Annotated in this window: 26 protein-coding genes; 16 read left to right on the forward strand and 10 right to left on the reverse strand. The window is 62.8% G+C overall.

Going from position 1 to position 20,076, the window contains the following annotated elements; all coding sequences use genetic code 11:
* Nucleotides 1-148 precede the first annotated feature (148 nt).
* Nucleotides 149-334 carry a hypothetical protein gene (locus KIP88_RS27960; protein WP_214491432.1) on the forward strand — a complete coding sequence of 62 codons (186 nt, stop codon included), beginning with the start codon at nt 149-151 and terminating at the stop codon, nt 332-334.
* 105 nt (nt 335-439) lie between these two features.
* Here the strand turns inward: KIP88_RS27960 and KIP88_RS27965 are convergent, their stop codons facing one another.
* The 3 genes from KIP88_RS27965 to KIP88_RS27975 all read right to left on the reverse strand — a co-directional run bounded on the left by KIP88_RS27965 (nt 440) and on the right by KIP88_RS27975 (nt 2,070).
* A complete protein-coding gene (locus KIP88_RS27965; RefSeq protein ID WP_214491283.1) occupies nt 440-1,435 on the reverse strand; it encodes a hypothetical protein in 996 nt (331 codons plus the stop codon).
* A 209-nt stretch (nt 1,436-1,644) separates the two neighbouring features.
* Nucleotides 1,645-1,827: a hypothetical protein gene (locus tag KIP88_RS27970; RefSeq protein ID WP_214491439.1), complete on the reverse strand. Its 183-nt coding sequence runs from the start codon at nt 1,825-1,827 to the stop codon at nt 1,645-1,647.
* A gap of 9 nt (nt 1,828-1,836) precedes the next feature.
* The gene (locus KIP88_RS27975) at nt 1,837-2,070 is read right to left on the reverse strand and encodes a hypothetical protein (protein WP_214491284.1); all 234 of its coding nucleotides are present in this window, start codon (nt 2,068-2,070) and stop codon (nt 1,837-1,839) included.
* A gap of 329 nt (nt 2,071-2,399) precedes the next feature.
* On the opposite strand from KIP88_RS27975, the gene KIP88_RS27980 reads away from it, so the two are divergent.
* From KIP88_RS27980 to KIP88_RS27995, 4 genes are all read left to right on the forward strand, one after another.
* The gene (locus KIP88_RS27980) at nt 2,400-2,738 is read left to right on the forward strand and encodes a hypothetical protein (protein WP_214491285.1); all 339 of its coding nucleotides are present in this window, start codon (nt 2,400-2,402) and stop codon (nt 2,736-2,738) included.
* Nucleotides 2,739-2,952: 214 nt separating this feature from the next.
* Entirely contained in the window at nt 2,953-3,543 is a 591-nt protein-coding gene (locus KIP88_RS27985) for an NADPH-dependent FMN reductase (protein ID WP_214491286.1), read from the forward strand.
* A gap of 160 nt (nt 3,544-3,703) precedes the next feature.
* Nucleotides 3,704-4,060 (forward strand): hypothetical protein, encoded by a 357-nt coding sequence (locus tag KIP88_RS27990; RefSeq protein WP_214491288.1) that lies wholly within the window; start codon nt 3,704-3,706, stop codon nt 4,058-4,060.
* A 123-nt stretch (nt 4,061-4,183) separates the two neighbouring features.
* Nucleotides 4,184-4,366, forward strand: coding sequence for a hypothetical protein (locus KIP88_RS27995; protein WP_214491290.1), 183 nt, complete (start codon nt 4,184-4,186; stop codon nt 4,364-4,366).
* A gap of 84 nt (nt 4,367-4,450) precedes the next feature.
* On the opposite strand, the gene KIP88_RS28000 is transcribed toward KIP88_RS27995, so the two are convergent.
* Nucleotides 4,451-5,356: a ketopantoate reductase family protein gene (locus tag KIP88_RS28000; RefSeq protein WP_214491292.1), complete on the reverse strand. Its 906-nt coding sequence runs from the start codon at nt 5,354-5,356 to the stop codon at nt 4,451-4,453.
* A 323-nt stretch (nt 5,357-5,679) separates the two neighbouring features.
* Between KIP88_RS28000 and KIP88_RS28005 the strand changes: the two genes are divergently transcribed.
* The 5 genes from KIP88_RS28005 (at nt 5,680) to KIP88_RS28025 (ending at nt 9,488) form a co-directional block, all read left to right on the forward strand.
* Nucleotides 5,680-5,952: a hypothetical protein gene (locus tag KIP88_RS28005; protein ID WP_214491294.1), complete on the forward strand. Its 273-nt coding sequence runs from the start codon at nt 5,680-5,682 to the stop codon at nt 5,950-5,952.
* A 176-nt stretch (nt 5,953-6,128) separates the two neighbouring features.
* Entirely contained in the window at nt 6,129-7,535 is a 1,407-nt protein-coding gene (locus KIP88_RS28010) for an adenylate/guanylate cyclase domain-containing protein (RefSeq protein WP_214491296.1), read from the forward strand.
* Nucleotides 7,536-8,025: 490 nt separating this feature from the next.
* Nucleotides 8,026-8,367 (forward strand): septal ring lytic transglycosylase RlpA family protein, encoded by a 342-nt coding sequence (locus tag KIP88_RS28015; RefSeq protein ID WP_308163656.1) that lies wholly within the window; start codon nt 8,026-8,028, stop codon nt 8,365-8,367.
* A 231-nt stretch (nt 8,368-8,598) separates the two neighbouring features.
* Entirely contained in the window at nt 8,599-8,964 is a 366-nt protein-coding gene (locus KIP88_RS28020; protein WP_214491433.1) for an MbcA/ParS/Xre antitoxin family protein, read from the forward strand.
* The gene (locus tag KIP88_RS28025; RefSeq protein WP_214491300.1) at nt 8,961-9,488 is read left to right on the forward strand and encodes an RES family NAD+ phosphorylase; all 528 of its coding nucleotides are present in this window, start codon (nt 8,961-8,963) and stop codon (nt 9,486-9,488) included. The genes KIP88_RS28020 and KIP88_RS28025 overlap by 4 nt, the downstream gene beginning before the upstream one ends.
* Nucleotides 9,489-9,513: 25 nt before the next feature.
* Here the strand turns inward: KIP88_RS28025 and hisC are convergent, their stop codons facing one another.
* Nucleotides 9,514-10,578: a histidinol-phosphate transaminase gene (hisC, locus tag KIP88_RS28030; protein ID WP_214491301.1), complete on the reverse strand. Its 1,065-nt coding sequence runs from the start codon at nt 10,576-10,578 to the stop codon at nt 9,514-9,516.
* A 91-nt stretch (nt 10,579-10,669) separates the two neighbouring features.
* The gene (pdxY, locus tag KIP88_RS28035; protein WP_214491303.1) at nt 10,670-11,518 is read right to left on the reverse strand and encodes a pyridoxal kinase PdxY; all 849 of its coding nucleotides are present in this window, start codon (nt 11,516-11,518) and stop codon (nt 10,670-10,672) included.
* A gap of 109 nt (nt 11,519-11,627) precedes the next feature.
* Here pdxY and KIP88_RS28040 point away from each other — a divergent pair, with 109 nt between their 5' ends.
* A complete protein-coding gene (locus KIP88_RS28040; protein ID WP_214491304.1) occupies nt 11,628-11,897 on the forward strand; it encodes a DUF2312 domain-containing protein in 270 nt (89 codons plus the stop codon).
* Nucleotides 11,898-12,080: 183 nt separating this feature from the next.
* On the opposite strand, the gene KIP88_RS28045 is transcribed toward KIP88_RS28040, so the two are convergent.
* Nucleotides 12,081-12,425 (reverse strand): tRNA-binding protein, encoded by a 345-nt coding sequence (locus KIP88_RS28045; RefSeq protein ID WP_214491306.1) that lies wholly within the window; start codon nt 12,423-12,425, stop codon nt 12,081-12,083.
* Between the two features lie 174 nt (nt 12,426-12,599).
* Here KIP88_RS28045 and KIP88_RS28050 point away from each other — a divergent pair, with 174 nt between their 5' ends.
* From KIP88_RS28050 to KIP88_RS28065, 4 genes are all read left to right on the forward strand, one after another.
* Nucleotides 12,600-13,253: an FMN-binding negative transcriptional regulator gene (locus tag KIP88_RS28050; protein WP_214491308.1), complete on the forward strand. Its 654-nt coding sequence runs from the start codon at nt 12,600-12,602 to the stop codon at nt 13,251-13,253.
* Nucleotides 13,254-13,456: 203 nt separating this feature from the next.
* Nucleotides 13,457-14,167, forward strand: a complete 711-nt coding sequence (locus KIP88_RS28055; RefSeq protein ID WP_374226523.1) for an ROK family protein — start codon at nt 13,457-13,459, stop codon at nt 14,165-14,167.
* 125 nt (nt 14,168-14,292) lie between these two features.
* Nucleotides 14,293-15,228 carry an oxygenase MpaB family protein gene (locus tag KIP88_RS28060; RefSeq protein WP_214491434.1) on the forward strand — a complete coding sequence of 312 codons (936 nt, stop codon included), beginning with the start codon at nt 14,293-14,295 and terminating at the stop codon, nt 15,226-15,228.
* A gap of 257 nt (nt 15,229-15,485) precedes the next feature.
* Entirely contained in the window at nt 15,486-16,487 is a 1,002-nt protein-coding gene (locus tag KIP88_RS28065) for a tripartite tricarboxylate transporter substrate binding protein (RefSeq protein ID WP_214491311.1), read from the forward strand.
* A 125-nt stretch (nt 16,488-16,612) separates the two neighbouring features.
* On the opposite strand, the gene KIP88_RS28070 is transcribed toward KIP88_RS28065, so the two are convergent.
* On the reverse strand, nt 16,613-16,798 hold the full coding sequence (locus KIP88_RS28070; protein WP_214491313.1) for a hypothetical protein: 186 nt from the start codon (nt 16,796-16,798) through the stop codon (nt 16,613-16,615).
* A gap of 163 nt (nt 16,799-16,961) precedes the next feature.
* Between KIP88_RS28070 and KIP88_RS28075 the strand changes: the two genes are divergently transcribed.
* Nucleotides 16,962-17,936, forward strand: a complete 975-nt coding sequence (locus KIP88_RS28075) for a tripartite tricarboxylate transporter substrate binding protein (protein ID WP_214491315.1) — start codon at nt 16,962-16,964, stop codon at nt 17,934-17,936.
* 74 nt (nt 17,937-18,010) lie between these two features.
* Here the strand turns inward: KIP88_RS28075 and KIP88_RS28080 are convergent, their stop codons facing one another.
* Both KIP88_RS28080 and KIP88_RS28085 read right to left on the reverse strand, forming a co-directional pair.
* Entirely contained in the window at nt 18,011-18,940 is a 930-nt protein-coding gene (locus KIP88_RS28080; protein WP_214491317.1) for a TAXI family TRAP transporter solute-binding subunit, read from the reverse strand.
* Nucleotides 18,941-19,114: 174 nt separating this feature from the next.
* Nucleotides 19,115-20,047: a BA14K family protein gene (locus KIP88_RS28085; RefSeq protein WP_214491319.1), complete on the reverse strand. Its 933-nt coding sequence runs from the start codon at nt 20,045-20,047 to the stop codon at nt 19,115-19,117.
* Nucleotides 20,048-20,076: the final 29 nt, after the last annotated feature.

Raw genomic sequence — 20,076 nt, forward strand, 5'->3', positions numbered from 1 at the left:
CGACCACAGGTGGAACCGGTCCGTCAACTTGTCTGAAAATTATCTATCGCTGCGCGCGGAACGAGACTTTCGGTTCGGCAGTTTTCACGAGGAAGCCGCGACGATCGGAACGCTGCGGCGTGGACTGGTGGAACCCTGGGAGAGCGACATGATGTCGGAAATGCAGATCCACACGATTGCACGCCAGATGATGGAGAAGCACGGCCTCACCGCGATCGCGCAGGCCGCCCACAATGCGCAGGCTTGCGAGAGCAAGGGCGATGACGAGGAAGCCAGGGAGTGGCGTCATATCGAGGACGCGATGAAGATGATGCGGGGACCGCATCAGAGCTGAGTTCGGCACGAAGGCCTGATGGAGCCAACGGGGCGCGCGATGCGCGCCCCGCGACGAGCGCCATCGCGCTCGCGCTGGGATAACAGCTTCGTGTAGTCCGGCTTGCTACCGCAGCGGCATCGGCGGGCGCACCACCGGCTCGCCGTCATCGGCGATCGTTTGCTGAGGCGGTGGCGGCAACGGTGCGGCGGCCTGCGCCGGCGGGAGCGGCGCTGCTGGGGCGGCAATCGGCGCGGGCGAGTAGGAATAGGCCGGTTTCGGCTTGCGCACGGGCGGCGGGGCCGCCGGCCGGGGCGCAGGCGGCGTCAGCGCCGACACCCTGGGCCGCAGGTTCTGCTCGGCAGGCCTGGTTTCAGCCGATTTGGCCTCTGAAGCTTTGGCAAACTCACGCGCCATTTGGGCCTGGCTCGCCTTGAGCTGCGCGATGGTGGTTTTCAGCTCCTCGACCTGCTGGCTGATCGCGGCGAGATCCTGCGCCATCGATTGCAACTGGGACGATTCCGCAGAAGGGGCGGGCGCGGCAGCGGCGGGTTCGGGCTGAGCCGGTGCTGCCGCTGTCGCTGCTGTCGGTTGCGCGGCGGCCTGATCCGATGCGGCGGCGTCAGTGGCCGGTGCACTCGGCTGCTCCGCGACGGCAGGCCTGGCTGCCGAGGGCAATGCCGCCAGCACGAAGGGTGGCGTCCACTCGGCGGCCATCGCCTTGGCGTCATCGCCATAATGCTGCCAGGCGGCGGCGGCCACGGCGCCGCACAGGCCGAGCAGCGCCATGATCACGCGCTTCGTCCATTTGGCCATCGGCGGTTCGCCGAGAGGCTTGAGGCCATCCACCTTGATCTCGCTTGGCCCGATATTCTCGATCTGGATATCGCGGACATCGCTGGCCCGAAACGTCGGTTCGACCTGCGGAATCGGCGCGCCGGCCGAAACCGGCGGCGTGCCCTCGATTTGCGGCTTCACCGCTACTTGGACTTGCGGCGCCGCTGGAGGGGCGGCCGGATCGTGCGCCAGCGATGGCGCCTTTTCGGCATGCGCGTGCAGCAGCGATTCGATCGCAAAGACGTCGTGCGGATCGGTGTCTTTCAGCGGTGGCGTGGTTTGCATTGGCGGTCCCTTGCTCAGTCCAATGTCACCCGCATCGGGCGGCGAGCATGCTTTGGCAGGGTTGAAAAACCTCTGCCCGTAAAACCCCTGCCTCTGCCGCCACACGGCCAGCGAGGTTTGACCAAAGCAAGGCAACCTCGTGGAGAGGTTGAGGCCGTGGGTTCCGGGCGCTGGAACTGGAGGCGCGCCGGTGCGCGGTCGGCCCAGGCCTAGAGGGCAGCCCCTGCGACGTCAGCGCGATGCCTGGCGCGCCACTTCGGGCCGGGGCCGCGCATGTAGTGGCGCTCGGGACGATAGGGGTCGCGGGCGCGCTCGATCAGGCGGTGGCACCGCGCCACGATCGCATCGAGGCGGCGGAGCAGCAGCATGAAAGGCGGTCGCGCCGGCAGCATGGCAACCTCTCAGTGCGGCTTGCCGAGGACGAAGGCGAACGGCAGAACGAAGATCTCTTCGTCGAAATCGTCGTTCACGTGCACGACCCAGTCGCGCCAGTCTTCCGCGTCGCGTCCCATGATCAGCGACCGGACGATGCAGGCTGCGCGGTCGCGCGCCTCGGCGAGGTCGCTCACCGCTTCTCCGGAGCGATCGAGGCGGACTTCCCGGGAGTTCGAGCAGTGGAAATAAACCTGGGCCATGTCGGCCTCCTGTAAGCGGAGCTACTCTTATTGGTACGAAGCTAGCGTCAGAAGGTTCTGCCCATCCGTGATGCACCTCACATCCAGTCGTTAAGATTTTATTAATGCTGTAGTGGTCAAACTTTAGGCATGGAATCGCAGCGGAACCGGACCTCCCGAGCCGGCAGTTGCAAGAGAAGGCCGGCGGCGTAATGCCCGCCGGCCTTTTCTCTTGGCGGCGACATGTCTCTTAGCGGCGAAATGGCTGAAATCACGGCGCTGTGAATCGACTGCGGGAACAAGCATCTCGCCTCGCTCGTTCGCTCTTCATATGAAATGGAGAATGCGCAATGATGAAATTGACAATGCTTGGCGCGGCCGCTGTTCTTGCGACGGCGCTTGCGACGCCTGCGATGTCGCAGGAAGCGACCCAGGAACCCGGTATGATCGGGTTCAACTACCCGAACTCCAACTATCTGCGCGGCGGATATGGCGTTCGCCTGCCGAGCCGCTATGACCGCAGCTATTACGGGCCGCACGTGTATTACGGTCCGGGCTATTACCGTCCAGGCTATGTCGGCGGCCCGGTTGGTGTAGCTGCCGGTGTGATCGGAGCGGCGGGCGCCATCGCAACCGCGCCGTACGCCGATTCATATGCCTATTACGGCGACGAACCCGGCTATTGGTAAGCTGGGATTGTCACCTCATTAAAGCGGCCTCATGGCCGCTTTTTTGTTGGCTGTTTGCTTCAGCACGCGGCGGCAGCGTAGGACGACGGCAATGAAGCTCGGCCTTAGGTGTCGCGTTGCGGCCTTCAGGTTGATTTGCCGCGGGGCCGAGCCTTGCATGGGAAGGGCCTGCATGGTTCGAGTGCATCATCCAATGTCTTAAGGGACAGGTGTCATGAGCAACCGCATTCTCGTCTTTTACGGCTCCTACCGTTCCGACCGCATGGGCATCCGGCTGGCGCAATTCGTCGTCGAGGGGTTTGCCGGCCGAGGCGACGATGTCGAGTTGATCGACGCCAAGGCGATCGGGCTGCCGATGCTGGACCGGATGTACAAGGAACATCCGAAAGGCGGTGCGCCGGCGGTGCTGGAAAAACTTGCCGAGCAGATTCGCACCGCTGACGGCTTTGTGTTCGTGACCGGCGAATACAATTGGGGCATGCAGCCCGGGCTGAAAAACCTCACCGACCATTTCCTCGAAGAATGGTTCTGGCGGCCTGCCGCGATCGCCAGCTATTCAGCCGGCCGCTTCTCCGGCGCGCGCGCAGCCATCGCGTGGCACGGCACGCTTTCGGAAATGGGCATGGTGGTGATTTCGAGCTCCATCGCCGTCGGGCCGATCGCGCAGACGCTGACCGAAGACGGCAAGCCGGCCGGCGAGGGCGGCAAGGCGCTGTCACACGCGTTTCCGCGCTTTGCCGACGATCTCGTGTGGTGGATGGAAGCGGCAAGGGGGCAGCGGGAAAAAAGGAAGCCGCCGTATTAGAGGCTACTCCGACGCCCAGATTGAAACGCAATGATGGCGGAAGCGCACCCACTTTTCGCCACGCCTGGACAGCAGATTGCGTTCCGCCTGCCATCTTCCGCCTTCCTCCCCGAGCCGCCGCAGGCAGCTCGCTCATCCACTGCGTCTACCGGAAAAACTGATGTCGCCAATCAAAGCGCGCTGCGGTCTGCTTGTTGTTGCCTTGATAGTCGCGCTGGGCGGATCGGTGGCCGTCGCGCAGAATCTCGATCAGGGCAAGCCGGCGACAAAACTGTTCGCCGAAAGTTGTGCGTCCTGCCATCGCAGCCCGCGCGGGCTCGCCAAGGGCCGCTTTCACCTCACGCTCTATCTGTTTCTGCAAAAACACTATTCCAGCGGCTCGAGCTCGGCCTGGGCGCTGACGTCCTATCTGGAATCCATCGACAGCGGAAAGCGCGTCGCAGCAAAGCCTGCGGCCAAGACCGGCGCGGCGCGGTCACGCCTGTTGCGGCCGCCGGCGCCGGTGCCGGCACGATAGGCGCTCTGCGCGATCAGTCACGACTTGCTCACGGCTGCGCTACGAAATCTCCTCAGCCCGGCCATCTTTTCGACCTTTGCCGGCCTAGCATCCTTGGCGTGCGTGTGGCGGGGAGTAGCGACGATGGTGGTGGCAGAGCTTAAGACCAAGGTGGAGAAGTACGAGACGAAAGCCTCGCGCTGCGAACAGCAGGCGCGGGAAGCGACCGATAAGGCCGAGCAGAGCTTTTACGAGGTGCTCGCCGGTTACTACGGCAGCCTGGCAACGGATTTTCGGAAGATTCTCGAGAAGCGAGTGATCGCATAAGCGGTTGCCCGTAGCCCGGATGAGCGTCAGTGAAATCCGGGGCGGTGGTGGCGTGGTCCCGGATGTCGCTAACGCGCATCCGGGCTACCGCCGTGACAACTCCTTGCCCCGTTGCGCCAGCTTCACCATGACCTGCAGGGCGTTATTGGTTGGGGTGGGAATGCCGAGCTCGGCGCCCTTGCGCACCACATAGCCGTTGAGAAAGTCGATCTCGCTGGGCTTGCCGCGCGCAAGATCCTGCGCGGTTGATGACATCTGGTTGGGCATGGCGGCGGGGATTTTCAGTATGTGTTCAATGATATCTTCGGGGATCGATACGCCGCAGGCACGCGCGACAGACCTTGCTTCCTGCACCGCGCTTGCGACGACGTTCCGGGTGCCTTCGACTTCCAGCATCGGTCCGTAGGAAATATCAGCCACGGCGGAAAGCGCGTTGAACGCGCAGTTGATGATCAGCTTGCTCCATAGCGTGACCTCGATATCGTCAGCGATCGTGGCGTGGATGCCGGCGGCCGCAAGGGTTTGCACCAGCGCTTCGCTCGCGGCAGAGGCGCCGATGGCGAGGTCGCCGCCGCCGTGATGCCTGACGTGGCCGGGCCCGGCCATCTCGCTGCCGACATAGACCACCACGGGAATAACGGCGTGGCCGGTGACCGCGGCAAGACGCGGCGCATTGTCGACGCCGTTCTGCAGGCTGAGAACGGAGGTTTCCGGCAGCAAGCGTCCGGCGAGCGACTGGCCAGCTTGCTCGGTATCGGCCGATTTCACGCAAACCAGCACCAGATCGGGCGAGGCAAGCGCAGTTGCGTCGGTGGCGGCTTTGGCGGGCAGGTGGCCGTTGAAAGTCTTGGTGTCCAGCAGCAGGCCATGGGCGTTGATGGCGTCGACATGTGGCTGCCTGCCGATGAACGTTACGTCATGGCCGGCCTTGAGCAGCAGTCCGCCATAGTAGCATCCGACCGCTCCGGCACCGACGACTGCGACTTGCATGCTTTTCTCCCGTTCGGCTGACGCAGCGAGTAGGGCGGTGACGCCTTCTGCCTTCGCTCGTTGAGCAACAGTGGACGGGGTCGGCTAATCCGCCCCACGGCCCCTACTTACTACGTGCCAGTCCCAATGTGCGCGGCGTTACCGCCGTGCTGCCCGGCTCGCCGCATGCCTTCCGAACGAATGACTGCCTTTCTGCTAACTGGTTGGCCTCTCACTATTAATTGAGGGCAACGCGCTGCATTGTTGCAATGCAATATCGTGATATCGCAATGCAACAAAAGAGGTATAGGTTGTGGCCTCGAATCGTACCCCGGAGAATTGAAGTGAAGAAGACTTACCTTTCCATCGCCGCCGCCGCACTCTCGATTGCGGGGGCCACTGCCGGTTTTGCGGCGGAGTTGCCGAGCTATGAAGCGAAGGGGCTGCCGATATCGGCGGCGCAGGTGAGCGTGCTGGGAGCCGCTGATGTCAGGGAACAGTCGCCGGCGCTGACCTCTACAGCCACCGCGCATCAACTGGGCGTCCTGACACCGCGGACGACACGGACGGCCGAGACGGCCGCGCCAGCCCCGACCACCGGTCTCGCCATTCGCTGACCGGCATCTCTATCGCCGCTTGAGCAAAAGCCCGCGACATCGTCGCGGGCTTCTTGTCTTGAATGACAGGCTCCGCCGATTGCGCCGTACGCAAGCCGACCGGCGAGGGCTACGACGACGCGCATGTGATGGGTTAGCGGGTGTTCGCGCTGCCTTATTTCAGGTAGCATTGTCGCATGAGCGAAACCGAGACCTTGTTTGCGGCTCTGCGGCAGTCGTCCGACGAAGCCGTTGTCGACATGCTCGAGCGCATGGTGCGGGATGCCCCCGATCATGCCTTGAACAAGATGAACGCGCTTGATCTCGCAGGCACGGAGGGGCTCGACGAAGATCGGGTCATCGCAGCACTGCTGAATGCCGTGGGGCTCGGCATGTTCGAGATGACATGGAACGTGATGTGCCCGAGCTGCGCCGGCGTTCTTTCCGCCAACAAGAGCCTGAAGACGCTAAATAGCGCGCAGTATAATTGCGCTTTCTGCGCCGCGGGCTACGAGACGACGCTCGACAATCTGGTCGAGGTGACCTTCACGGTAAGCCCGCGCGTGCGCAAGATCGCGGCCCATAATCCCGACGAACTGTCCGCGGCCGAATATTATCGCCAGATCTTCTGGAGTTCGGCGATCGATCTTCCGGACGATCTGGAGAAGCTGCTGGAGGACGTCACGCTCGAAATCGTCGACTTGCCGGCAGGGGAGCGGGCCATCCTTTCCCTGCAGGTGCCGCAGGGCACGTTGATCGTGTTCGATCCCGTGACGCATGCGGCCCAGTTCCTGGAGGTCAGCGGCGAAGAGACCAGCGAGCGCCAGAACCTGTCGGTGATCTTCAACAGGGTTCAGGTTCCCGTCGACACTGTTACCTTGCGCCCCGGGCCGCTGCGCGTCGCCCTGGACAACCGCACCGACGGTCGCGTGTTGCCGGCGGTATGGGTCGCGAACCCGGCGCTGGACGACATCCTCAGGCGACGCAAGTCCGTTCTCACGGCAGCGCGCCTCCTCACCAATCAGACGTTTCGCGATATCTACCGGACCGACACGCTCGCCATCGGCCAGCGTCTCAAGATCTTGAGCCTGACGTTCCTGTTCAGCGATCTCAAGGATTCCACCGAGCTCTATGAGCGCGTCGGTGACCTCACGGCCTTCGATCTCGTCAACGAGCATTTCAGGCTGCTGCAGGAGATCATCGCGTCCGAACGGGGGGCGATCGTGAAGACCATTGGCGATGCCGTCATGGCGACCTTCGAGACACCCGACCGCGCCATTGCCGCGGCGATCCGCATGCGCGAGGCGATGAGCGATCTTGGCGCCGAGCGTCAGCATCAGAGCCTGCGCCTGAAGATGGGCATCCACGAAGGCTCATGCCTCGCGGTCACGCTCAATGGCCAGCAGGACTATTTTGGCCAGACGGTCAATATCGCCTCGCGCGTCCAGGGCCTTGCTGCCTCACGTTCGATCGTGGTGACGGAATCGGTGGTGGAGAACGCCCATGCCCGGGCGCTGCTCGAGACCAACGGGCTGAAGCCGGCGCCCCGACGCGTGGCGTTGAGCGGAATCGCGGACAAGGTGTCGGTCTACGAGATTTCCTGACGGCGCGTAGGGCGGATTAGCGAAGCGTAATCCGCCGATTTGGTCGCGGATGGATGGCGGATTACGCTTCGCTAATCCGCCCTACGAGCTAATCCTGTGTCGCAATCACCACACTCGAACGGAATCGCGCTGTGGAAACCGTGCCTGATCGCGTCCGGCCACGCTTCCGCCCGGATTCGGTCCCGCCATTGCCGCGTGTTGGTTTTCGGCTTGGGCTGGGGCGCGAGCGGGGGATTGCAACATGTCTTCCATTGGCTGCACCAGTATTTCGTGCGTCGACGTCAGAGCCGGCCGTACTCAATTTGAACCGCCGTTGATCCCGGCCGCGCGTGCAGGGAAATTCATACGGCTGCTTGCTGTCTCGCTCGCAGCCGCATCCCTTGCGGCCTGCGCGCAGTCCTCGGTCGTCACTCAGAAATCCGAACTTCGCGCCAGCAGGCAGGCGTCGCTGGATCAGGATCGAATGGCAACGCCCATGATGAAGAGGCGCGTGGCCGCAGTGAAAAAGCGTACCTCGGTCGCATCGCGCAGGGATGCGGGCGACAACAAGACGCCCTCGCATGGAGTTGCGAGCTTCTACACTGAGGGAACGAAGACCGCGAGCGGCGAAAAGTTCAACACGCTCGACATGACCGCCGCGCATCCGACGTTGCCGTTCGGCACCAAGTTGCGCGTGACAAACGTCGCGAGCGGCCAGTCGGTGACGGTACGCGTCAATGACCGCGGTCCCTATATTCGGGGGCGTGTTGTCGACGTCTCCTATTCCGCGGCCGACGCGCTGGGAATGGTGGGGAAGGGTGTTGCCAAGGTCAAACTCGACGTCGTGCAGTAGCGGGTAGCGCGCGGGGCCTTGGCCGGGCTCGGGAGCCTGGCCGGCGAAAGGTGGACAAAACCAGGAATCCGTGCCATATAGAATGCCATATATTTATGGCATCAGGTAGCTACCATGACTGCATCAAAACACCCAACGCGCGGCGGCAAAACCGTACGCGGGATTGCCGCGCGAGCCAAATCGCTGCGCAAGGGCAGCGCCGCTGCCGCTCACAAGTCAGATAAGCCCTTGATGCTGAGCAAGCCTCTCGTCTCCCAATTCTTCGATCCCAAGGGCTTTGTGATCGTCGATCGTGTCGCGGAACGCTTTGGCATGTCCAAGCAGCAGTTCGCCGAAACTATCGGCGTCAAGCCCGAGACGGTGTATCGCGTGACACGTGTTTCGGCCCCGAAAACGCAGGCCCGCGCCACCGAAATGCTGGAAATCGTCGGCCGCATCACGGGTTGGGCTGGCGGCGAAAAACAAGCGATGGCGTGGTATCGCGCGGAGCCGATCGCTGCCTTTGGCGGTCGCACCGCCGAATCCCTAGTGAAGGAAGGCAAGGCGGCTGCCGTCCGCGATTATCTCGATCACATCGCCACTGGTGGCTTTGCTTGAGATGGCAGAGCGTTTGCTATCGCGGACATGATCCGAGGTGGGCGTGGTCGCCGACGTCGGGCGATGGTGCGGCGGCGAAGGGCGGACGGTTCAATCCGGTCGGCACGCCCGCGCTTTACCTGGCGCTGACGATTGAGGGAATGTTGACCGAGATGGGCCATGGCTTCGGGCATCGCATCGACCCGCTCACCATCTGCTCCTACAACGTAGACGTCGAAGATATCATCGATCTGCGAACGGACGCGGCGCGCGCCACCGAGGATATCGATCTCGCGGCGTTGTCATGTGCATGGGCTTACGATCGCGCCAACGGTCGGACGCCCGCGTCGTGGAACATTTCCACGCGGCTGATTGCAAAAGGCGCTGCCGGAGTTCTGGTGCCATCCTTCGCAAATGGCGCTCGGCCGGACATGTCGAATCTTGTCCTGTGGCGGTGGGGGGCGTCTCTTCCCCATCTGGTTCAAGTGCACGATCCAGCCGGACGTTTGCCAAAGGACCAGTCGTCCTGGCCTGCTTCAAGTTGACCAGCGACCCATTGGCTCGTCCGGGCTACGGGCTACCCAGGATGTCCGATAGCGCCGACAGCAGCCGGTCGATTTGCCCGTCGGTGCCCACTGTAATCCGCAGATAGTCGGAGATACGAGGCGCGGAAAAATGGCGGACGATCACCGCCCGTTGGCGCAATGCCGTGGCCAGCGCCGCGCCCTCGTGCGCCGGATGACGCGCGAAGACGAAGTTGGCGGAGGACGGCAGCACTTCGAAACCGAGCCCGACCAGTCCGCGGTTCAGCCGCTCGCGGCCTTCGATCACGCGAGCGCGGCTCCGTTGAAAATAGGTTTCGTCCTCCAGCGAGGCGATGGCGCCGGCCTGGGCGGGCCGGCCAAGGGGATAGGAATTGAAGCTGTCCTTCACCCGGGTGAGCGCCTCGATCAGGTCGGCGTCGCCGATCGCATAGCCAACCCGCAAACCCGCCAGGGCCCGGGACTTGGACATGGTTTGAACGACCAGAAGGTTCGGGTGGGAGGCGATCAGCGGTATCGCGGTCTCGGCGCCGAAATCGACATAGGCCTCGTCGATGACGACGGGAGCGTCAGGATGCTCCTCCAGCAGGGTAACGATCTCGGCCCGCGACAGCGCAACGCCTGTCGGCGCATTGGGATTGGGCACGATGAGCGCGCCGGCCGGCCGGCGATAGTCGGAACTGCGGATTTGCATGGCCTGATCGAGCGGCACGGCCTCGTAGGCGATGCCGAACAGCCGGCAATAGACCGGGTAGAAACTGTAGGTGATATCAGGGAAGAGCAACGGCGCATCATGCTTCAGCAGAGCGGCGAAGGCGTGCGCTAGCACCTCGTCCGAGCCGTTGCCGACGAACACTTGCTCTGACTGTACCTGGTGGTAGGTGGCCAAGGCAGCCCGCAGCGTAGTGGCCTGTGGGTCCGGATATAGACGCAGCGCATCAGTCGCCTCGCCGCGGATCGCTTCCAGAGCGCGCGGGGAAGGACCAAACGGACTTTCATTGGTGTTGAGCTTGACCAACTCCGCCATGCGGGGCTGTTCGCCTGGCACATAGGGCTTCAGGTCGTGCGTCAAGCGGCTCCAGAAGCGGCTCATTTTTTGTCCTGCGGATAGTAGCCCGGATGGAGCGAAGCGAAATCCGGGGTGGTGTTAGAGTGATCCCGGATTGCGCTGCGCTTCATCCGGGCTACGGGGTGATCGAGATACATTCGAACTTGCGCTCCGGGTTAACGAGCAACTCCGCGCTCTCGACGATGCGCATCTCCTCGGTACCGCTGGTCGCGGTGCGTTCCAGTACGGCGAAGATGGCGGAGGCGGCGTGGCTGAGCGCATCCGGCGTGTCGGCGCCGCTGATACGCGCGGCGACCAATAGCGCGGCAAACAGGTCGCCAGTGCCGTTCGGGCTGATCGGCAGTTTTGGGGTGCGCACGCGAAAGGACCTTGCGCGTTCGACGGCGAGCGTCTCGATCTCGCCCTCGGGTGTATCGGCGAGCTCGGCGCTGGTGATCACCACCGTCCCGCGCGCCATGAACGCGCGCGCCGCCTTGAGCACCTGATCGATCGTCGCAGCCTTCGCTCCGCTCAACCATTCGAATTCGAAATGATTGGGCGTGATGATATCGGCAAGCGGACACAAAAGGTCGCGCACCAGCGGCGGGATGTCGGTATGGACGAACAGGCCGCGGTCGCGGTCCCCGAGCACGGGGTCGCAGCAATAAAGCAGCGCGGGATTTTTGGCCTTGGCGCGCGCGACAAAATCCGCGACCACGGCGGCGTTGTCGGCCGAGCCGAGATAGCCCGACAGGATCATTTGCGCCGCATCGACCGCGCCGCGCTCCTCGATCCCGCGCAGCAGATCGGCAACGAGCTCTGCATCGAGCACCCGGCCGCGGACGGTCGGGTAGCCCGGCCGGTTGCTTAGCAAGGTGGTTGGCACCGCCACCACGTCGATCCCGTGCATCTGCATGGGAAAGACCGCGGCGCTGTTGCCGACGTGGCCGTAGGCGACCTGTGACTGAATCGAAATTACGTTCATGGTTAAGTCTGGGGATTATCTGATTTGGCGGGGCGGGAACCTTCCGAGGTTAACACATTGGTTATTTGTTTGCGGGCATTTTCACAACCTCATTAAACAGGGAGGCACCATGTCTGACGTCACCATTCCCGGCGGCCGGATTCGTTCTTTCGTTGAGCGCATCGAGAACATCGACACCGAATTGCAGGAATTGAACGAGCAGAAGAAGGAAGTATTTTCGGAGGCCAAGGGCGAAGGGTTCGATGTAAAGATCCTGAGGGAGATCATCAAGCTGCGAAAGCAGGACCAGGACGAGCGCGACGAGCGCGAAAGCCTGCTCGATCTGTACATGCGCGCAATGGAAACCGCGCCGCCGGAGAAGGTGGCGAAGGCGGCCTGAGCGAAGCGATTGTAGCCCGGATGAGCCAACGGGTCGCGCGAATGCGCGCCCCGCGACGAGCGCAATTGCGCTCGCCCAGTGATGACAGGCTCCGCGATATCCGGGGCGGTGTAGAGTGGTCCCGGATGTCGCTACGCTCATCCGGGCTACTCGCCGTCTCCTTCGTCCGCGTAACACGCAGCCTCAAAACACCGGCTCGCCGGTCGCGACCTCGCTGCGTGGGCCGAGCACGATCACGTTGCCTTCCGCATCCTTTGCGCCGAGGATCAGCAGTTCGGACGTGAAGCCCGCGATGTTCTTCGCCCCGAGATTGCAGACGCACACGACCAGGGAGCCGAGCAGGGCGGCGGGTTCATAATTCGTGATCTGCGCGCTCGACCACATGATCCGCTCAGTGCCGACGTCGACGCCAACCTTGTAGGATGGGTTGCGCGCGCGGGGAAATGGCTGCACGTCCACGACCTTGCCGATCCGGATGTCGAGGCGGGCGAAATCGTCGTAGGTGGCCTGGGGCTTTAGCGGGGACATGGCATCGGGCTCGATTGGCAAGCTGGATCAGGGAACAGTTGAATGAGGCGGCACGTAGCCTCATATCGCAGTTGCCTTGCGGTTGGAACGCGCCCTGGAGCAGGTTGGTGATATCAGGACGAATGGGTTAGCCTTCACGGAAGCCCTCCATCCCTGCCGTCCGAGCGCCTGGCCATGCATATTCTTCGACCCCAGTTTCGCATCGAGGAGCAGCGCGCGCTCGCATTCGCGGCCGGCCGCGGTTTTGGCGCGATCGTTGCGGCGGACGAGCGCGGCCCGCGCGGCTCGCACGTGCCCTTTGTGATCCAGCAGCGCGATGATCGCGTGATCATCCAGATCCATCTCACGGCCAGAAATCCGCTCGTCGAACTCGCCGACGGCGTCAGGCGCTTCCTCCTGATTGTCGCCGGCGACGACGCCTATGTCTCCAATGACTGGTACGCCTCGCGCGACAACGTCTCGACCTGGCTCTACGAGGCCGTGCATCTCGCGGGCGTCGCGCATCTGTGCGAACGCGACGAGAACCGCGCCCACGGCGACGCGCTGCTGGACGTCTCCGAGGCGCGCCTGCCAAAGCAGCCCTGGGATCTTGCACAGATGGAGCCCACCAAGCGCGAGACGATGCTCGCCTCGATCCGCGTCATCGATATCGTCGTCGATGAGATCGAGGGCCAGTCAAAACTCAACCAGCACAAGAGCGATGAGGACCATGTGGCGGTCGCTAACCAGTTGGCCCGCGCGGAGGAGACGGGCAGCCGGCGGCTGGCCGAGAGGATGCGGGCGCTGCGGCCGGGGCTGGGGTATGACGTTGAGCAGCAGCGCGAATGAACCAACGGGTCTAGTATCCGCGCTAAGCAAGCACGAAGCAAACGTGTTGTTAAGAATTGGCTCGCACTGATTTGTACGATTCCGATTCGTTCTTTGCGAACAAAATGGAGTCGGATGGAGAACAAAGCTGTGGTTGTTTCTCTACCTCGGCAGAGTATCGGCTATAGTTGTGCTCGTCCGACAGCGCGGGGCGCGAATTCATGGTGAAGAAAACCGGCAAGCGTACATCGCGACACACGATCCTGGCGATCGACGTCGGCGGTTCGCGCGTGAAGTTCATGACTGACAAAGAGCGAACCAAACGCGCGTTTGCGTCCGGTCCTGATCTTTCTGCGAAAATGTTCGTGAGGAAGGTCAAGGCGCTGACGAAAGACTGGTCCTATGACGTTATCTCGATCGGATATCCGGGGCCAGTGATCAACAACCGGCCCTTGTCGGAGCCTCACAATCTCGGTCGGGGATGGGCCGGTTTCGATTTCCAAAAGGCCTTCGGCCGCCCGACGAAGGTCGTCAACGATGCGCTGATGCAGGCGATCGGCAGCTACCAGGGCGGTCGGATGTTGTTCCTGGGCCTGGGAACGGGGCTTGGCTCCGCGATGATCGTGGATGGCATTCTGGAACCGATGGAACTCGCTCACCTGCCGTACCGCGCCGGCAAGACGTTCGAGCAATGCGTCGGCGCCGCAGCTCTGAAGCGCGTTGGAAAGAAGAAATGGCAACGCGCTGTCGATGATGTCCTGGCGCGTCTGCTAGCCGCACTGGAGCCGGATTACGTCATGCTGGGCGGCGGAAACGTTGACAAGATCGACAATCTGCCGCGCAAGGTCCGGCTCGGCGCCAACACCAACGCGTTCGAGGGCGGATTTCGGCTGTGGAAGAAGGGGGTATTCAAACCGCCCGGCGCACGGCGATAGAGAATGCCGTCCTGGCGGCGTCAGGGGGCGTAGCCCGGATGAGCGAAGCGATATCCGGGGCGGTGTTAGAGGAGTTCCGGATGTCACTGTGCTCATCCGGGCTACGCTTGAGGGATATGCCGTTGTTGTTATCCGCCGATGATTTCGAAAGCAGTCTCGACACCGTTCGCGCGGCGGCGGCCGGACCGATCAAGGGAATCTTTGGCCCGGAGTCACTGACGTGGCGGGTCGACCGCGAGGCGGCGATTTTCCTTGGCGCGGGGCGGGCGCTGTTGCTGCAGCTGGCGCACCCCTGGGTCGCCGCCGCCATATCGGAGCATTCCCGGACCTTTGCCGATCCGGTCGGCCGGTTTCATCGGACATTCAACATCACGTTCACGATGGTGTTCGGCACGCTCGACCAGGCGCTGGCCGCAAGCCGCCGGCTGCATCGACGTCACGCCGTGGTGACCGGAATCTTGCCACAGGCGGCAGGCCGCTTCGAAGCCGGCTCGAGTTACAGCGCCAATGAGGTCTCGGCGCTGCGGTGGGTTCACGCCACGTTGGTGGAGACCGCCTTGCAGACGCATGACCTCGTCTTGCCTGCACTCACGAACAGCGAGCGCGAACAATACTGGGCAGAGGCGAAGCTGTACGCGGCGTTGTTCGGCATTCGACCGGCCGACCTGCCTGCGGACTGGACGTCGTTCGCCGCCTACACGGAGGCGATGGCGCTGTCGGATAGTCTCGCGGTCAGTCCCGCCGCCCGCGCCATTGCGGAGCAAATCTTTTCAGGTCGCGCGACAGGACTGCGCATACCCCGCTGGTATCGCGCGCTGACGGCCTATCTGTTGCCGGAGCGGTTGCGCCAACAATTCGGATTTGAGTTCGGCGAACGCGAACAGCGCAGCATGAGTCTGGCGCTGAAGTGGATCCGCCGCGTCTATCCCCGCCTTCCCATGCGCCTGCGCGCGGTGGGCCCTTATCAGGAAGCGCTAGCGCGCCTGCAGGGCGACAAGCAGCCGGACCTTGCCGTGCGCTGGCTCAACCGACTTTGGATCGGCCGGCCGATGATGGAGTGAGGTAGCTACTCGCTTGAACTGGCGCCGTCGATCGAACATTTTCATCCAGCAGAAAGCCCTCGATGTCCTCGCGGGCTTTTGTCGCGAAAAGCAGGCTTTGCAGTTTCGCTCGCACCTCATAAGCTGAGGTCAGCCGAACGCGTCCCACCTCTGGCCCGCAGATCGTCCCGTCACGCCGATCGAAGACCGGAGCGAAGGAGAAGAGAACAGCGAAAAGCTGCGACGCGGCGCACTGTCTTGGGAAGGGGAGGACACCGATGCCGCTGTCTGCGAACCGCCGTCGCGCGCTTGCGCTCCTTGGCTCTGTCGTGGCCGCGCCATGGCTGGCGCCGCGGGTGGGCCGTGCCGCTGAGGCCTGGCCGATCCGGTCCGTGAAGTATGTCAACGGCTTCCCGGCCGGCGGCGCCACCGACACGCTCTCGCGCGTGCTCTGCCAGAAGATGAGCGAACTGTCCGGCCAGTCCTTCGTGGTCGAGAACAAGGCCGGCGCCGGCGGCGTGCTGGGCGCGGACGCGATCGCGAAGTCGCCGGCGGACGGCTACACGATCGGGCTCGGCGGCATCGCCTCCAACGTGCTCGCGATCGGCAGCTATGCCAAGCTTCCGTATCGTCCGCGCGAGGATTTCACCTTCATCACCGGCATGTGGCAATTGCCGAACATCCTGACCGCGAAGAAGGACCTGTTCTCCTCGGATCTCAAGGAATTGCTCGCGGCCTTCAAGAAGGAGCCGGGCAAGTACACTTACGCCTCCGCCGGCTTCGGCACCACGCTGCATCTCTCCGGCGAGATGATGAACAGCATGGCCGGCGTCCAGGTCAGGCACGTGCCCTATCGCGGTGCCGCGCCGGCGCTGAACGACCTGCTCGGCGGCAATGTCGATATGCTGTTCGACAATTTGCCGGGCTCGCTGCCGAGCGTGCGCTCGGGCGCGATCAGGCCGGTTGCGGTCACCGCGAAGAAGCGGATCGCGGAGCTTCCCGACGTGCCCGCGTTCGCCGAACTCCTGCCCGGCTTCGAGATGACCTCATGGACCGCGCTGATCGGCCCCGCCAACATGCCGGGCGATCTCGTCGCGCAGATCAACGCGCTCACCGCAAAGGCCCTGAAGGACCCCTGGGTGCAACAGCGCTATGCCGACCTAGGCGCCACCACCTGGCCGACTACTCCGCAGGAGATATCAGCCTATCGCGACAGCGAGGAAGGCCGGCTGTTGCCGATCATGAAAGCGGCCGGGATCAAGCCGGAGGGCGGGGGGTAATGCTTGCCGCGCAGGCGGCACACATCGCGCGTTGGCCCAATTAGCATTGCCGCGATTTAACTGGTGCATTTTGCCGGATCAGGGCAACACGCGGCGGTGCTGGGCGCACGAGGACTTCCTTCCATTCAGGCGATGCCGGATACCGAGATCACCGAGGAGTGCCGCGCCCTGATCGCTAGCGTGTTCGAGCCCCCGCCCGGGCGGCGCTTGCCGAACGGCAACTGGCGGACCGAGATCGACGCGGCAACGTGGCAGTGGCTGCAGAGGTTGCGGCTGCAAGACGAGTCGATATCGGACTGCATCATTCGCATCGTAATCATCGCCTTGCATAAGCGCGGCTTGCAATAAAGCGCGCCCTGCGCTTGCTTCCCCTTGACATGTTAGCGCTCCGCCATCCGAATGGCGAATAGCGCACAAAGCGCGCGTCGCGGGGTCTCACCCGGCGCATCAAAAACAAAGCGGGAGGATTTGCGAATGCTTCGCCATGTCAGAAATCTTGCTTTTGCGGCGCTTGCGGCCGCAAGCCTGCTCGGTGCCGGAAACGCGCAAGGCGCCTTCCCGGAGCGGCCGATCACGCTGATCGTGCCGTGGGCCGCCGGCGGGGGCACCGACGCGGTCGCGCGCCAGATCGCCCACATGCTGGAACGCGATCTCAAGCAGCCGGTGAACGTCGTGAACCGCACCGGCGGATCGGGCGTGGTCGGCCACCAGGCGATCGCCACCGCCGCGCCTGACGGGTACACGTTCGGTCTCATCACGCTCGAGATCAACCTGATGCACTGGGCGGGGCTCACCGATCTCACCTTTGAGAAGTATACGCCGATCGCGCTGGTCAACCAGGACCCCGCCGCGATCCACGTGAAGGCAGACTCGCCTTACAAGAACGTCAAGGAGCTGTTCGCGCACATCAAGGCGAACCCGAACAAGGTGGTGGCCTCAGGCACGGGGCAGGGCGGGAGCTGGCATGTCGCGCTCGCCGGCCTGATGCAGGCCGACGGCGTTTCGCCCACCTCGATCCGCTGGGTGCCGTCCACCGGTGCTGCGACCGCGCTGACCGATCTCGCGGCCGGCGGCGTCGACTTCGTCGCGTGCTCGATGCCGGAAGCCGAGGCGCTGATCAAGGCGGGGCGTATCCGCAGCCTCGTGTTCTTCTCACCCAAGCGCGCGCCAAATTTCCCTGATGTGCCGACCACCGAGGAGGCGACGGGTCACAAATGGCACAAGGGTGTGTGGCGCGGCTTTGCGGCGCCCAAGGGCCTGCCGAAGGAGATTGCCGCGCAGTACGAGACCGCGATCAAGAAGATCTGGGACAGCGCGGAGTTCAAGGAGTTCATGAACAGGCGCGGCTTCGACATGATCTATCTGGATTCGGCTGGCTTCGCGGAGTTCATGAAGGCGGACAACGAGGACAACGGCAAGGCGCTGAAGTCGCTCGGGCTGGCGAAGTAAGTGAATGAAGTGAGTGAATAGCGAGTAAGGCGGGTTAGCGAAGCGTAACCCGCCTTCGGCCAACATTCGCTGATCTAGCGCACGATTTTGATATCCGGGCCCTTCGGCTTGGGCTGCGGGCGCTCCTGCGTTGCCGCCACACATTCATATTGCGGCCACTTCGGCAATTTTTCGTCGAGATTCACTTCGCGCCATTTCGGGTGTCCGTTGACATCCAGCCAAGCCTTGTTCTCGCGGATAATTTTGGCCACCTTGGCCACATTCTGGCACTGTTCGCCAGCGTAGCTGAACGTTATCAGAACGGCTTTGACCGCTACCGTTCTCACCTCGGATTCCTGCCATTTGTATGTGCCAGCCGGGATGACTGCCGTGAGATAGCTGTCGAGGGCTTTGTCGTCCAACCCGATGAGCTGGAATTTATCGTCGACGGTTGTGTTCTCCGAAAAGAGCGTTGCCGGCGCGCCAGCCACATAGAACATTGCATCGATTTCGCCCTTGCGCAGCGAATCCAGCGCTTCTTTGCCGCCGAGAAATATCTCTTTCGACGGCGTGATTCCGGTCTGGAAGAAAATCGTCTTTGCAGTCAGGTATGTGCCGCTTCTTTGAGGACCTATCGCAACACGTTTGCCTTGCAAGTCCTGCAGCGTTTTCAAGGAGAGATCACCGAGAATGTGGACCTCCTCCTTGTAGAGCGGATAAACGGCGGCAAGCTTGGTGGCGATAACTTTCAGTTCCTGGTCGTCGGAAATGTCGCGGATATATTCGAGCACGTCCGACTGCACGATACCGAGTTGGACACCGCGCTTCCTGCGAACGTCGAACACGTTCTGGATGGAGCCGGCCGATTCAAGAACCTGCAAGTAGGTGCCGCTCGGTTCAGCGATCTTCCTGATGTCCTCGCCAATCTTGATGTAGGTGCCAGTCGCGCCACCGGTGACGATTCCCATCCGCGGCGACGTCGAGAGCGACATGGCAAGGAAAATGGCTGAAACAAGAATCTTCATCACTCATTACCTCGCGTTATAACCGCGATTTGAGACGTTAAACTTAAGGTAGTCTGGTGAGACAAATACGGCGAGTCTGCGGCGCAAAGCCGGAAAAATCTGACTTCCGGCGATCCAGGCCGGGAACTCACAACTCTACCGGGTGTCAGGCGTGAACGCCGCGCCCGCGTTCGCCTATCGGCAAGCATGCGTCTGGCCGTCGTAGCCCCGGTAAGTTCCGGACGACGGATTGTAGGTGCGGAAGCGGGTGCAGAACATGACCAGGGTCCGCTCGCGCGGCTTGTGGGCTGTCTTGGACGGTTGCACCGACTTGGATGGTTGCACCGACTTGGCCGGTTGCATCGATTTACGGTGCTCTGCCGCTTTGCTGCGGACAGCGCTTTTTGATTGCTTGGCGACGGACTTCTGCTTCAAGGCGGCCTTCTGCTTCAAGGCGGGCTTCTCGTGTGCAACCGCTGGTTTTTCCTCGGCAGGAGCCGGCTTCTGCTCGACAACCGCAGGCTTCGCGTCCGGGACGGCCGGCTTCTGCTCGACGATAGCAGGTTTGTCGTCCGTGGCGGCCGACTTCTCCTCGACGGCTGCGGGCTTGTCCTGCGCGATTGCTGGTTTCTCCTCCGCGGGTGCCTGCTTCTGCTCGACGATGGCAGGTTTGTCGTCCGTGGCAGCCGACTTCTCCTCCACCGCCGCGGGTTTGTCCTGCGCGATGGCTGGTTTCTCCTCTGCGGGGGCCGGCTTCTGCTCGACGGTGGCGGGCTTGTCGTCCGCGGCAGGCGGTTTCTCTTCTGCAGCGGCCGCAGGCTTTTCCTGGGCGGGCACCGAGGGCTGCGCTGCGGTCGGGCTCGGATTGTCCGTGGCCGACGTCTGCGCGAGCGCTTGAGCGCTTATCACCATAAACAAGACACAACACAGCACGCCGGCGCGCGCGGCGACGGCGGTCGATAGAACTGACAAACGCATGGATTGATACTCGGCTAATTGTCCCCATGAAAGTTCCACACGCATTTGCGGCAAGTCTGTGAACAGTGCGGCTCTTTCTCTGATGATGACGCGCTTAACGCCGAGCGTGTGTGCCGGCTGCCACACCACGCGTTCTTGAGGCTTGGCCAAGACAGCGAAAGCATCTTGAGAGTGCAGCT

This window comes from Bradyrhizobium sp. SRL28 (assembly GCF_018596315.1).
Lineage (GTDB): Bacteria > Pseudomonadota > Alphaproteobacteria > Rhizobiales > Xanthobacteraceae > Bradyrhizobium.

Coding starts and splice junctions, on each gene's coding strand:
- KIP88_RS27960 (WP_214491432.1), top strand. CDS start 149: ATGATGTCGGAAATGCAGATCCACACGATTGCACGCCAGATGATGGAG.
- KIP88_RS27965 (WP_214491283.1), bottom strand. CDS start 1,435: ATGCAAACCACGCCACCGCTGAAAGACACCGATCCGCACGACGTCTTT.
- KIP88_RS27970 (WP_214491439.1), bottom strand. CDS start 1,827: ATGCTGCCGGCGCGACCGCCTTTCATGCTGCTGCTCCGCCGCCTCGAT.
- KIP88_RS27975 (WP_214491284.1), bottom strand. CDS start 2,070: ATGGCCCAGGTTTATTTCCACTGCTCGAACTCCCGGGAAGTCCGCCTC.
- KIP88_RS27980 (WP_214491285.1), top strand. CDS start 2,400: ATGATGAAATTGACAATGCTTGGCGCGGCCGCTGTTCTTGCGACGGCG.
- KIP88_RS27985 (WP_214491286.1), top strand. CDS start 2,953: ATGAGCAACCGCATTCTCGTCTTTTACGGCTCCTACCGTTCCGACCGC.
- KIP88_RS27990 (WP_214491288.1), top strand. CDS start 3,704: ATGTCGCCAATCAAAGCGCGCTGCGGTCTGCTTGTTGTTGCCTTGATA.
- KIP88_RS27995 (WP_214491290.1), top strand. CDS start 4,184: ATGGTGGTGGCAGAGCTTAAGACCAAGGTGGAGAAGTACGAGACGAAA.
- KIP88_RS28000 (WP_214491292.1), bottom strand. CDS start 5,356: ATGCAAGTCGCAGTCGTCGGTGCCGGAGCGGTCGGATGCTACTATGGC.
- KIP88_RS28010 (WP_214491296.1), top strand. CDS start 6,129: ATGAGCGAAACCGAGACCTTGTTTGCGGCTCTGCGGCAGTCGTCCGAC.
- KIP88_RS28020 (WP_214491433.1), top strand. CDS start 8,599: ATGCTGAGCAAGCCTCTCGTCTCCCAATTCTTCGATCCCAAGGGCTTT.
- hisC (WP_214491301.1), bottom strand. CDS start 10,578: ATGAGCCGCTTCTGGAGCCGCTTGACGCACGACCTGAAGCCCTATGTG.
- pdxY (WP_214491303.1), bottom strand. CDS start 11,518: ATGAACGTAATTTCGATTCAGTCACAGGTCGCCTACGGCCACGTCGGC.
- KIP88_RS28040 (WP_214491304.1), top strand. CDS start 11,628: ATGTCTGACGTCACCATTCCCGGCGGCCGGATTCGTTCTTTCGTTGAG.
- KIP88_RS28045 (WP_214491306.1), bottom strand. CDS start 12,425: ATGTCCCCGCTAAAGCCCCAGGCCACCTACGACGATTTCGCCCGCCTC.
- KIP88_RS28050 (WP_214491308.1), top strand. CDS start 12,600: ATGCATATTCTTCGACCCCAGTTTCGCATCGAGGAGCAGCGCGCGCTC.
- KIP88_RS28065 (WP_214491311.1), top strand. CDS start 15,486: ATGCCGCTGTCTGCGAACCGCCGTCGCGCGCTTGCGCTCCTTGGCTCT.
- KIP88_RS28070 (WP_214491313.1), bottom strand. CDS start 16,798: ATGCGAATGATGCAGTCCGATATCGACTCGTCTTGCAGCCGCAACCTC.
- KIP88_RS28075 (WP_214491315.1), top strand. CDS start 16,962: ATGCTTCGCCATGTCAGAAATCTTGCTTTTGCGGCGCTTGCGGCCGCA.
- KIP88_RS28080 (WP_214491317.1), bottom strand. CDS start 18,940: ATGAAGATTCTTGTTTCAGCCATTTTCCTTGCCATGTCGCTCTCGACG.